The sequence below is a fragment of the Streptococcus sp. HSISS2 genome (genome assembly GCF_000448665.1).
Taxonomy (GTDB): domain Bacteria; phylum Bacillota; class Bacilli; order Lactobacillales; family Streptococcaceae; genus Streptococcus; species Streptococcus raffinosi.
This window is the reverse complement of sequence record NZ_CM002133.1, coordinates 1,872,119-1,885,423: the sequence shown is the minus strand read 5'-3', so window position 1 is coordinate 1,885,423 and position 13,305 is coordinate 1,872,119. Positions and strand designations below refer to the sequence as shown.

Annotated in this window: 7 protein-coding genes, 3 pseudogenes and 1 CRISPR repeat array; all 10 genes and pseudogenes read left to right on the top strand. The window is 35.8% G+C overall.

Going from position 1 to position 13,305, the window contains the following annotated elements:
* Positions 1-123: 123 nt before the first annotated feature.
* The 10 genes and pseudogenes from HSISS2_RS08090 (at position 124) to csn2 (ending at position 12,644) form a co-directional block, all read left to right on the top strand.
* Positions 124-498 (top strand): CidA/LrgA family protein, encoded by a 375-nt coding sequence (locus HSISS2_RS08090; RefSeq protein WP_021146274.1) that lies wholly within the window; start codon positions 124-126, stop codon positions 496-498.
* The gene (locus HSISS2_RS08085; protein WP_021146273.1) at positions 491-1,186 is read left to right on the top strand and encodes an LrgB family protein; all 696 of its coding nucleotides are present in this window, start codon (positions 491-493) and stop codon (positions 1,184-1,186) included. The genes HSISS2_RS08090 and HSISS2_RS08085 overlap by 8 nt, the downstream gene beginning before the upstream one ends.
* An 85-nt stretch (positions 1,187-1,271) precedes the next feature.
* A pseudogene (locus HSISS2_RS08080) lies at positions 1,272-1,831 on the top strand (HAD-IA family hydrolase).
* Complete coding sequence (gene gyrB, locus HSISS2_RS08075; protein WP_002887798.1) at positions 1,832-3,784, top strand: DNA topoisomerase (ATP-hydrolyzing) subunit B; 1,953 nt, start codon at positions 1,832-1,834, stop codon at positions 3,782-3,784.
* 96 nt (positions 3,785-3,880) lie between these two features.
* Positions 3,881-5,605, top strand: coding sequence for a septation ring formation regulator EzrA (gene ezrA / locus HSISS2_RS08070; RefSeq protein WP_021146271.1), 1,725 nt, complete (start codon positions 3,881-3,883; stop codon positions 5,603-5,605).
* A 113-nt stretch (positions 5,606-5,718) separates the two neighbouring features.
* Entirely contained in the window at positions 5,719-6,366 is a 648-nt protein-coding gene (gene serB / locus HSISS2_RS08065; protein WP_042767105.1) for a phosphoserine phosphatase SerB, read from the top strand.
* Positions 6,367-6,696: 330 nt separating this feature from the next.
* Positions 6,697-10,786, top strand: a pseudogene (gene cas9 / locus HSISS2_RS08060) (type II CRISPR RNA-guided endonuclease Cas9).
* Positions 10,786-11,655, top strand: coding sequence for a type II CRISPR-associated endonuclease Cas1 (gene cas1 / locus HSISS2_RS08055; protein WP_021146266.1), 870 nt, complete (start codon positions 10,786-10,788; stop codon positions 11,653-11,655). Before cas9 ends, cas1 begins: the two are co-directional and overlap by 1 nt.
* Positions 11,652-11,996 carry a CRISPR-associated endonuclease Cas2 gene (gene cas2, locus HSISS2_RS08050; protein ID WP_042767104.1) on the top strand — a complete coding sequence of 115 codons (345 nt, stop codon included), beginning with the start codon at positions 11,652-11,654 and terminating at the stop codon, positions 11,994-11,996. Before cas1 ends, cas2 begins: the two co-directional genes overlap by 4 nt.
* A pseudogene (gene csn2 / locus HSISS2_RS08045) lies at positions 11,986-12,644 on the top strand (type II-A CRISPR-associated protein Csn2). Before cas2 ends, csn2 begins: the two are co-directional and overlap by 11 nt.
* A gap of 322 nt (positions 12,645-12,966) precedes the next feature.
* A CRISPR array of direct repeats spans positions 12,967-13,267; the repeat unit is 37 nt; unit sequence GTTTTAGAGCTGTGTTGTTTCGAATGGTTCCAAAACA.
* Between the last annotated feature and the right edge of the window lie 38 nt (positions 13,268-13,305).

The following is a 13,305-nucleotide window of genomic DNA, read 5'->3' as shown; positions in this document are numbered from 1 at the left end:
GTTTTTTCTTGTTCAAAGGGAGTCCGTGGACGGTAGGGATTTTTCAAAAGAATTTACTGAAAACTCTTGAAATCCAAGAAAAAAGGAGTAGACTATTAGGTGATTAAACCTAGGAGGCAACTCGTGAAATACTACGTTCAATTCATGTTGATTTGCTTATTTGCCGTTATTGGTGAAGCCATTTCAACTTTTTTTAAACTACCCATACCTGGAAGTATTATTGGTCTATTCTTGCTTTTGATTGCTCTGCAGCTCAAGTGGATTCGTTTGCGTCATATTCATGCAGTCGCAGAATTTTTAATAGCCAATATGACCATTCTATTTTTGCCAGCAGGTGTCGGTATTATGGAACGATGGGATGCTATTTCTGATAACATTGTCCCTATTATTTTGATTATTATGGGTGCCTTGGTTCTTAATATTGTAGTGATTGCAGTAGTTGTTGGTTTTATCAAGAAACACTTCGAAGGTGACTACAAGGAGGTTAAACGTGGCTAATTTTTATAACACACCCTTGTTTGGCTTAACCCTTTCTGTGTTGGCCTATACAATCGGGCTTTTGATTTACCGTCGTTTTCCTAATCCATTGACAACACCTCTTCTTGTATCTACTGCCTTGATTATCTTGATTTTGCACTATACAGGAATTTCATATAAGGATTACTATGTAGGCGGTTCATATCTTAATAGCTTGATTATTCCGTCAACGGTTGCCCTAGCTGTTCCTTTTTATAAAAATCTCCACCTCATGCGTCACCATTATAAGAGTATCTTGATTGGTTCGACTTTGGCCTGTGTTCTCAATACAAGTTACACGGCCTTGATTGCTAAACTTTTTGGGATGGATTATTTCCTAGCGATTTCCCTCTTTCCAAAGTCTGTAACAACGGCCATGGCTGTGGGGATTTCTGAAAAAATGCAAGGGATTACGACCGTTACCCTAGTAGTCGTTGTCATTACGGGAATTTTAACCTCTGTCCTAGGTCCTGTTTTTCTAAAAATAATGGGAATCAAGGATCCGGTAGCTATTGGGCTTGCTCTCGGAGGAACTGGACATGCCGTAGGTACTGGAGCTGCCTTTAGATATGGACAAGTAGCAGGTGCCATGGGTGGATTATCTATAGCTGTGACAGGGATTTTATACGTCTTTATTAGCCCTATTGTGGCTAGTTTGATTTTAAGCTAAAAAATTAAGGCTTGGACTGGTTTTCCAAGCCTTTTTAGCTGTGAAAAACAAGCAAAATCTGACCTTTTATGCTATAATTAAGGTTATGAATTATGGAGATTATATCTGGGATTTGGGTGGTACCTTACTGGATAATTATCAGGTGTCAACCCAAGCCTTTCAAGCAACTTTGAAACAATTTAACCGTACGGCGGAATTTCAAGCAGTCTATGATGCTCTTAAGGTGTCAACCAGTACTGCTATTGGAATGTTTGCACCTGATATAGCTGATTTTCGCACCCTATATAAGCAGGAAGAGGCTAAGCATTTGCAAGAACCTGTGCTTTTTGAAGGAGCTAAGGCGATTCTGGCGAAGATTGTAACTGAAGGTGGGCGTAACTTTTTGGTTAGCCACCGTAACCATCTAGTGCTAGACATCCTGGATAAAGCAGAGATTACTCCTTACTTTACAGAGATTGTAACTTCGGAAAATGGTTTTGCGAGAAAGCCTAGTCCTGAGAGTTTCCTTTATTTAATAAAAAATACGATATTAAACACGGCTTGGTCATTGGTGACCGCCAGATAGATATTGAGGCTGGAAAAGCGGCAGGTATGGACACCTTACTTGTTGATGGCCATAAATCATTATTGGAGATAGTGACATAAATGACTGATGAATTAAAAAATTTCGAAGAAAAAGCACAAGAATATGATGCTAGTCAGATTCAAGTTCTAGAAGGACTTGAAGCGGTGCGTATGCGCCCAGGGATGTATATTGGCTCAACCTCTAAAGAGGGCTTGCATCATTTGGTATGGGAAATAGTTGATAACTCTATTGATGAGGCGCTGGCTGGTTTTGCCACTCATATTCAAGTTTTTATTGAGCCTGACAATTCCATTACGGTTGTCGATGACGGTCGTGGTATCCCAGTAGGCATCCAAGAGAAAACAGGCCGTCCAGCGGTTGAAACAGTCTTTACGGTCCTTCACGCTGGTGGTAAATTTGGCGGTGGCGGCTACAAGGTCTCTGGTGGTTTGCACGGAGTTGGTTCTTCGGTCGTCAATGCCCTCTCAACCCAACTGGATGTTAAGGTCTATAAAAATGGCCATATTCACTTCCAAGAGTATAAACGTGGTGTTGTGGTAGACGATTTAGCGATTATTGGTGATACAGAGAAACACGGAACAACCGTTCACTTTACTCCGGATCCAGAAATTTTCCAAGAAACAACGGAGTTTGATTTTGGAAAATTAGCTAAACGTATCCAAGAATTGGCCTTCTTGAACAAGGGGCTGCGCATTTCGATCACCGATAAACGTGAGGGTCTTGAGCAAGAGAAACATTATCACTATGAGGGTGGTATCACCTCTTATGTCAAATACATCAATGAAAACAAAGATGTTATCTTTGACGAACCTATTTACACGGATGGTGAAATGGATGGTATTTCAGTCGAAGTTGCTATGCAGTATACGACTGGCTACCATGAAACTGTCATGAGTTTTGCCAACAACATCCACACCCATGAAGGTGGTACTCACGAGCAAGGCTTCCGTACGGCCTTAACACGTGTCATTAATGATTATGCACGTCAAAATAAGATTCTTAAGGATAAAGATGATAATTTGACTGGGGACGATGTTCGTGAAGGTCTTACAGCCATTATCTCTGTTAAGCATCCCAACCCACAATTTGAAGGTCAAACCAAGACCAAGCTAGGGAACTCTGAAGTGGTTAAGATTACTAACCGTCTTTTCAGCGAGGCCCTTAGTCGTTTCCTTTTGGAAAATCCAGCTATCGCTAAAAAGATTGTTGAAAAAGGAATTTTGGCTTCTAAAGCTCGTATTGCAGCCAAGCGTGCGCGTGAAGTGACCCGTAAGAAGTCAGGTCTTGAAATCTCTAACCTTCCAGGTAAGTTGGCGGATTGTTCGTCAAACAATGCCGAAATGAATGAGCTCTTCATTGTCGAAGGAGATTCAGCTGGCGGTTCTGCTAAGTCAGGTCGTAACCGTGAATTCCAAGCCATCCTACCTATTCGTGGTAAGATTTTGAATGTTGAAAAGGCTAGTATGGATAAGATTCTGGCTAATGAAGAAATTCGTTCCCTGTTCACAGCTATGGGTACTGGATTTGGTGCAGAGTTTGATGTCAGCAAGGCTCGTTACCACAAATTGGTTATCATGACCGATGCCGATGTTGATGGAGCTCACATTCGTACCTTGCTCTTGACCTTGATTTATCGCTTTATGCGTCCAATCTTGGAAGCGGGTTATGTTTACATTGCTCAACCTCCAATTTATGGGGTTAAGGTTGGCTCTGAAATCAAAGAGTACATCCAACCAGGTGTAAATCAGGAAGAAAAATTACGTGCTGCTCTTGAAAATTACAGTGTGGGACGTTCAAAACCTACAGTACAACGTTACAAAGGTTTAGGTGAAATGGATGATCACCAACTTTGGGAAACAACCATGGATCCTGCAAATCGTTTGATGGCACGAGTTTCTGTGGATGATGCTGCAGAAGCAGATAAGATTTTTGATATGTTGATGGGGGATAAGGTTGAACCTCGCCGCGAATTTATCGAAGAAAATGCCGTTTACAGTACTCTAGATATCTAATATTCTTTTAGAAAAGGGTGCAATGCTAGGATAACTATGATATAATCGTAATGTTATTCTACATTTATGAACATAATAGACGATTAAGGAGAAACTATGTCTAGCGGAATTGTTTTACTGATTGTAGTGGTAGTTATACTTGTAATTGTCGCTTACTTAGTCGGTATTCTTATTAGAAAACGAAATGATTCGCGGATTGCAAATCTTGAAGAACGCAAGCAAGGCTTGTTTGACTTGCCGATAAATGAAGAAATTGAAGAAGTCAAAAAGCTTCACTTGATTGGGCAAAGTCAGACAACCTTCCGTGAATGGAATCAGAAATGGGTAGATATCTCGACAAATTCATTTGCAGATATTGAAAATCATATTTTCGAAGCTGAAAATATGAACGATACCTTCCATTTTTTCAAGGCTAGTGGTGAAATTAATAATATCGAGAGTCAGTTAGATCTTGTGGAAGAAGACATCAAGTCTATCCGTGAGGCTCTCTCAACCTTGAAAGAACAAGAAGAAAAGAACAGTGCTCGTGTGAAGCATGCTCTTGACTTGTATGAAGAGTTACAAAACTCTATTGAAGAAAATTCTGATAACTTTGGCTCTACCATGAGTGAAATCAATAAACAGCTTAAAAATATTGAAGCTGAGTTTTCAGAATTCGTGACTCTCAACTCATCGGGTGACCCTGTTGAAGCATCAAGTATTTTGGATCGTGCAGAAGAGCACACTATTGCTTTGGGTCAAATTTCAGAGAAGATTCCAGCCATTGTCGCTAAGTTAGAAGACGACTTCCCAGATCAGTTGGATGATTTGGAATCTGGCTATCGTAAGCTGATCGAGCAAAATTATCACTTCCCTGAAAAAAATATCGAACGTCGTTTCCAAGAGATTCGTGAAGCTATCCGTTCAAATTCAAGTGAGTTGGTTTCTCTTGACTTGGATCGTGCGGAAGAAGAAAATGTTGAGATTCAAGATAAGATTAACAACTTGTATAGCATTTTTGAACGTGAAATTGCATCTTACAAAGTTGTTATGCGTCACAAGAAAGTCTTGCCAGACTATCTCAAGCATGCTAAGAATAATAATAAGCAACTTCAAGAAGAACTTGAACGTCTCATGTTAACCTACATCTTCGATGAAACTTATGCTGCGGATGTTCGTAGCTTTGCTTCTGATATTTCAGGTGTGGAAACAGCTGTTCTTCCAACTCTTGAAAACTTTGATACTCAGGTTAAACCTTTCTCAGAGCTCGAGAAAACATTTGAAAAGAGTCTCAACACCCTGTCTGCTGTTGAAAATGGACAGGTAGAGGTCTTTGGAAACCTTCAGGCTATTGAGAAAAATGAAGCTAAGGCACGTGAAGCACTTGATGTGTATGTTAATAAATTGCATGTTATCAAGCGTTTCATGGAAAAACGTAACCTTCCAGGAATTCCTCAGTCCTTCTTGAGTGTTTTCTTCTCAACAAGCGCTCAAATTGAGGCTCTCATGGATGAGCTTAGCCGTGGACGTATTAATATTGATGCGGTAATGCGTTTGACTGAGACATCTAAAAATGCCATCGAACATTTGGAAGAGACGGCTTACTTGGTTGTTCAAAATGCAACCTTGACAGAACAGTTATTGCAGTATTCAAACCGTTACCGTTCTTTCGAACCTGCTGTTCAAAGTAGCTTCGAACACGCCCTAAAATTGTTCGAAGTTGACCACGATTATGATGCATCTTTAGAAGAAATTTCTTACGCCTTGGAAACTGTAGAACCTGGTGTAACAGAGCGTTTTGTTTCATCTTACGAGAAAACACGAGAACTTATTCGTATGTAAGTAAAAGATTCTGGACCTTGGTCCAGGATTTTTTGTAAGAAGCATTTATTATTTTACAGTTAAGCGCCAACCTAGTTAAAAATAAAATAGGTATTTAAAAAAGAGAGGTAATTATGTCACAAGTTAAAGGGTTATTAGTCATGGACGTAGACTCAACTCTTGTCCAAGAAGAAGTCATTGATTTACTGGGAGAAGAGGCAGGTGTCGGTCAACAAGTCGCTGAAATCACAGAGCGTGCCATGCGTGGTGAACTGGATTTTAGACAGGCTCTCAATGAGCGTGTAGCAACCTTAAAAGGATTACCAGAAAGTATCTTTGACAAGGTCTATGCTCGCATTCATTTTAATAAGGGAGCTAAGGAACTAGTGGATGAACTTCATGCACGTGGCTACAAGGTAGGTTTGGTTTCTGGAGGCTTCCACGAGACGGTTGACAGACTAGCCTCGGAGGCAGGCATTGACTATGTTATGGCTAACCATCTAGAGGTGGTAGATGGTGTTTTGACGGGTAAGGTTTATGGTGAAATCGTCACCAAAGATGTCAAGGTAGCCAAACTCAAGGATTGGGCAGCAGAAAATGGCCTCGACCTCTCGCAAACTATTGCTATGGGTGACGGTGCCAATGATTTGCCGATGATTAAGACAGCTGGCATCGGTATCGCTTTTTGTGCCAAGCCAATCGTCCGTGAACAAGCTCCATACCAAATCACAGAACCAGATTTGTATAAGGTCATTGAGATCATGGATGAGGTTGGAAAATAGTAGAGATAAAAAAAGTCCTTTGGATGATTTCAAGGGACTCTTTGTGCATAAAAAAAAGCACCGAATCGGTGCCACTTTTTCAAGTTGAATACGGACTAAGCCTTATTTTAACTCGCTGTCTTGTTTCGAATGGTTTCAAACCACTATTATTATATAGTTTTGTAACTAATATGTCAATTACTACAGGGTAAAGTATAAAATATTTTATTCTTGATTACAAGATTTTAACGTCATACTATTTAATCAGTAATTCTATCAGATATTGAAATGTTATTTAATAAGTGTATAATATTTTCTATAAATTTAGATTTTTCAAATAAGGAGAAATGTATGACTAAGCCATACTCAATTGGACTTGATATTGGAACGAATAGTGTTGGATGGGCCGTTATAACTGATAGTTACAAGGTTCCGTCTAAAAAATGAAAGTCTTAGGAAATACCAGTAAAAAATATGTTAAAAAGAACCTGTTGGGGGCATTGCTCTTTGAATCCGGAATCACAGCAGAAGGAAGAAGATTAAAGCGTACTGCAAGACGCCGTTATACTAGACGTCGAAATCGTATTCTATATTTACAGGAAATTTTTAGCACAGAGATGGCTAAGGTAGATGAATCTTTCTTTCAAAGACTAGACGATTCATTTTTAGTTCCTGATGACAAGCGTGACAGTAAGTATCCGATTTTTGGAAACCTAGTAAAAGAAAAAACCTACCATGATGAATTTCCAACTATCTATCATTTAAGGAAATACTTAGCAGATAGTTCTAAAAAAGCAGATTTACGTCTAGTTTATCTTGCATTGGCTCATATGATTAAGTATAGAGGTCACTTCTTAATTGAAGGAGATTTTAATTCTAGAAATAATGATATTAAGAAGAATTTTCAAGATTTTTTGGACAGTTATAATGCTATTTTTGAATCAGATTTATCACTTGAGAATAGTAAACAGCTTGAGGAAATTGTTAAAGATAAAATTAGCAAATCAGCTAAGAAAGAACGTTTATTAAAACTATTTCCTAGGGAAAAGAATTCAGGGATTTTTTCAGAGTTTCTGAAGTTGATTGTAGGAAACCAAGCTGACTTTAGGAAATTTTTTAATTTAGACGAAAAAACTTCCTTACATTTTTCTAAAGAAAGCTATGACGAAGATTTAGAGACGTTGTTAGGTCACATTGGAGATGATTACAGTGATGTCTTTCTCAAAGCCAAAAAAGTTTATGACGCTATTCTTTTATCAGGTATTCTGGCTGTAACAGATAATGAAACAGAAGCACCTCTTTCTTCTGCCATGATAATGCGATATAAGGAACACGAGGAAGATTTGGCTTTACTAAAGGCATATATAAGAAAAATTTCGCTAGAAACCTATAACGAAGTATTTAAAGACGACACTAAAAATGGTTATGCTGGTTATATTGATGGAAAAACAAATCAGGAAGATTTCTACGTTTATCTAAAAAAACTATTGACGGGTCTTGAAGGTGCGGACTATTTTCTTGAAAAAATTAATCGAGAAGACTTTTTAAGAAAGCAACGTACATTTGATAACGGTTCGATACCATATCAGATTCATCTTCAAGAAATGAGAGCTATTATTGACAAGCAAGCTAAATTTTATCCTTTCTTGGCTAAAAATAAAGAAAAAATCGAGAAGATTTTAACTTTCCGAATTCCTTATTATGTAGGTCCACTTGCGAGAGGGAATAGTGACTTCGCTTGGTCAATAAGAAAACGAAATGAAAAAATTACACCTTAGAATTTTGAGGACGTTATTGATAAAGAATCTTCGGCAGAGGCTTTTATTAATCGAATGACTAGTTTTGATTTGTATTTGCCAGAAGAGAAGGTGCTTCCAAAGCATAGTCTCTTATACGAAACTTTTACAGTATATAATGAATTAACAAAAGTTAGATTTATCGCTGAAGGTATGAGAGATTATCAATTTTTAGATAGTAAGCAGAAGAAAGATATTGTTCGACTTTATTTTGAGGATAAAAGGAAAGTTACTGATAAGGATATTATTGATTATTTACATGCAATTGATGGATATGATAGAATCGAATTAAAAGGCATAGAGAAACAGTTTAATTCTAGTTTATCTACTTATCATGATCTTTTAAATATTATTAATGAAAAAGAGTTTTTGGATGATAGTTCAAACGAAGCGATTATCGAAGAAATTATCCATACTTTGACAATTTTTGAAGATAGAGAGATGATAAAACAACGTCTTTCAAAATTTGATAATATTTTTGATAAATCCGTTTTGAAAAAGTTATTTCGTAGACATTATACTGGTTGGGGTAAGTTATCTGCTAAACTAATTAATGGTATTCGAGATGAAAAATCTGGTAAAACTATTCTTGATTACTTAATTGATGATGGTATTTCTAACCGTAATTTCATGCAACTTATTCACGATGATACTCTTTCTTTTAAAAAGAAGATACAGAAAGCACAAATTATTGGTGACCAAGATAATATTAAACAGGTCGTTCAGTCTATGCCAGGAAGTCCCGCGATTAAAAAAGGTATTTTACAAAGCATAAAAATTGTAGATGAATTGGTTAAAGTTATGGGAAGAAATCCCGAGTCAATTGTTGTTGAGATGGCTCGTGAAAACCAATATACCAACCAAGGTAAATCTAATTCTCAACAACGCTTAAAACGTTTAGAAGAATCTCTCAAAGAGTTAGGTAGTAAGATACTTAAGGAAAATGTTCCTGCAAAACTTTCTAAAATAGACAATAACTCACTTCAAAATGAACGCCTCTATCTGTATTATCTTCAAAATGGAAAAGATATGTATACCGGAGATGATTTAGATATTGATAGATTAAGTAATTATGATATTGATCATATTATTCCTCAAGCTTTTTTGAAAGATAATTCTATTGACAATAAAGTACTTGTTTCATCTGCTAGTAATCGAGGTAAATCAGATGATGTTCCAAGTTTAGATGTTGTCAAAAAAAGAAAGACATTTTGGCACCAATTGTTGAAATCCAAATTAATTTCTCAACGAAAATTTGATAATTTGACAAAAGCTGAACGAGGAGGTTTGTCACCTGAGGATAAAGCTGGTTTTATTCAACGCCAGTTGGTTGAAACACGTCAAATAACAAAACATGTAGCTCGTTTACTTGATGAGAGATTTAATAATAAAAAAGATGAAGATAATAAAGCGTTACGAACAGTAAAAATTATTACCTTGAAATCTAGCTTGGTTTCTCAATTTCGTAAGGATTTTGAACTTTATAAAGTTCGTGAAATAAATGACTTTCATCATGCTCATGATGCCTACTTGAATGCTGTTGTGGCAAGTGCCTTGCTGAAGAAATACCCTAAACTAAAGCCAGAATTTGTGTATGGTGACTATCCAAAATACAATAGTTTTAGAGAAAGAAAGTCCGCTACAGAAAAGGTATATTTCTATTCAAATATCATGAATACCTTTAAAAAATCTATTACTTTAGCTGATGGTACAGTTATTGACAGACCACTTATTGAGGTAAATGAGGAGACAGGTGAATATGTTTGGAATAAAGAATCTGATTTAGCGACTGTAAGGAGAGTACTTTCTTATCCGCAAGTAAATGTTGTGAAAAAAGTTGAAGTACAGTCAGGAGGTTTTTCTAAAGAGTTGGTACAGCCGCATGGTAATTCTGACAAGTTGATTCCTAGAAAGACCAAGAAAATGTTTTGGGATACAAAAAATATGGTGGATTTGATAGTCCTATTGTTGCTTATTCTGTATTGGTTATGGCCGAAAGAGAGAAAGGAAAGTCTAAAAAGTTAAAGCCAGTTAAGGAGTTAATTGGTATAACTATTATGGAAAAAGAGTCTTTTGAAAAGAACACAGTGGATTTTCTTGAAAGAAGAGGACTCCGAAATATCCAAGTTGAAAACATCATACAGTTACCTAAGTTCAGTCTATTTGAATTAGAGAATGGAAGACGTAGATTATTAGCAAGTGCTAAAGAGTTACAAAAGGGAAATGAGTTTATTCTGCCTGACAAATTGGTCAAACTACTTTATCATGCTAAAAATATCTATAATACTCTAGAACCAGAACATCTAGAATATGTAGAAACTCATCGGACAGATTTTGGAAAAATCCTTGATACTGTATCAGTTTTTTCTGAAAAATATATTTTGGCAGAAGCAAATTTAGAAAAGATGAAAGAAATCTATCGTAAAAATGTGGATACTGAAATTGATGAGTTGGTTACTTCCTTTATCAATTTGTTGACTTTTACTTCGATTGGAGCGCCAGCCACTTTTAAATTCTTTGGACGTAGTATTGAGAGAAGACGATATTCATCTATCGCTGAGATTCTAAATGCCACACTTATTCACCAATCTGTTACAGGCCTCTATGAAACACGAATAGACCTTGGCAAACTAGGAGAGGATTAATGGCGGGTTGGAGAACAGTAGTCGTAAACACACATTCTAAACTGTCATATAAGAATAATCACCTTATTTTTAGAAACTCATATAAAACTGAGATGATTCATCTTTCTGAGATTGATATACTTTTATTAGAAACTACTGACATTGTACTGACTACTATGTTAGTGAAGAGATTAGTTGATGAAAATGTTCTTGTTATTTTCTGTGATGATAAACGATTACCGACTGCTTTCCTTACGTCGTATTATGCACGTCATGATTCTAGTCTACAAATAGCTAGACAAATTGCGTGGAAAGAAGATATTAAATGTAAAGTATGGACTGCTATTATTGCACAAAAGATATTGAATCAGTCCTACTATTTGGGGGAATGTTCCTTCTTTGAGAAATCTCAGTCAATTATGGAGTTATATCATGGATTAGAACAGTTTGATCCTAGTAATCGTGAGGGTCATTCTGCCAGAATTTATTTTAACACGCTTTTCGGTAATGATTTTACTAGGGAAAGTGATAACGATATCAATGCAGCATTGGATTATGGATATACCTTATTATTGAGTATGTTTGCACGTGAGGTTGTCATCTGTGGTTGTATGACACAAATTGGTTTAAAGCATGCTAATCAGTTTAATCAATTTAACCTTGCTAGTGATATTATGGAGCCATTTAGACCAATTATAGATAGAATTGTTTATCAAAATCGTCATAATAATTTCGTCAAAATCAAAAAAGAACTCTTTTCGATTTTTTCAGAAACCTATCCCTATAATGGAAAAGAGATGTATTTATCAAACATTGTTAGTGATTATACAAAAAAAGTTATAAAAGCGTTAAATCAGTTAGATGAGGAAATTCCTGAATTTAGAATATGAGTTATAGATATATGCGAATGATATTAATGTTTGATATGCCAACAGATACTGCTGAAGATAGGAAAGCGTATCGTAGGTTTAGAAAGTTTCTTTTAAGTGAAGGTTTCATCATGCACCAGTTTTCGGTATATAGTAAACTTTTATTAAATAATACCGCCAATACAGCAATGGTTGGACGACTTAAAGCTAATAATCCTAAAAAAGGAAATATAACAATACTAACAGTTACTGAAAAGCAATTTGCCCGTATGATTTATTTGTACGGAGATAAAAACACTAGTATTGCCAATTCAGACGAAAGGTTAGTGTTCTTAGGAGAAAATTATTTTGATGAAGATTAATTTTTCGCTTTTGGATGAGCCTATGGAGGTTAACCAGGGGACAGTTCTCGTAATTGAGGATGTGAGTGTGTTTGCTCAATTAGTCAAGGAATTCTATCAGTATGATGAACAATCGAATTTAACAATATTTGATAGTAAAATAAGGAGTATAAGGTCCTCTGAATTACTTTTAATAACAGATATTTTAGGTTACGATATTAATACTTCTCAGGTATTAAAGTTGCTTCACACAGATATTGTAAACCAGTTGAATGATAAACCTGAAGTTAGATCAGAAATAGATTCTTTGGTATCATTAATTACTGATATTATAATGGCAGAGTGTTTAGAAAATGAACTAGATATAGAGTATGATGAGATTACACTTTTAGAACTAGTTAAAGTATTAGGTATCAGAATCGAAACTAAGTCTTGTACGGTTTTTGAAAAATATTTGAGATCTTACAGATTTTCAAATATTTAGTTAAAAAGAAAATTTTAGTATTCGTCAATAGCTTGTCGTATTTTTCTAAAGATGAAATTTATCAAATCTTGGAATATATAAAGTTATTACAAGCTGATGTATTATTTTTGGAACCTAGACAGATTAAAGGGATTCAACAATTTATTTTAGACAAGGATTATATTTTGATGCCCTATAATAACTAGTAATTTGGTAATAAGTATAGATAGTCTTGAGTTATTTCAAGACTATCTTTTAGTATTTAGTAGTTTCTGTATGAAGTTGAATGGAATAATTATTTTGTTAGAGAGTAGATTATAAGGCTTTGATAGAGGAGGAGTTAAGTTGCTTTACATATGATTATTAAGAAATAATCCAATATGGTTACAGTCACATCTTGTCTAAAACGTTGATATATAAGGTTTTTTAAGGTATAATAAATATAAAAATGGAATCATTTTGAAACTGAAGTCATGCTGAGATGAATAGCGCGATTACGAAATCTGGTAGAGAAAAACGATATACGAGGTTTTAGAGCTGTGTTGTTTCGAATGGTTCCAAAACAGACGAAGAGACTGAAGTCGAGCAACCTTTGTTTTAGAGCTGTGTTGTTTCGAATGGTTCCAAAACAAATCCAGTTGAAAACGTTGGTACTAATGCGTTTTAGAGCTGTGTTGTTTCGAATGGTTCCAAAACTAATATGAGCGTACAACAATCTATTATTACGTTTTAGAGCTGTGTTGTTTCGAATGGTTCCAAAACATATTTCGTATTAGATAATGCCAGGGACTTGTTTTAGAGCTGTGTTGTTTCGAATGGTTCCAAAACATATTTCGTATTAGATAATGCCAGGGACTTGTTTTAGAG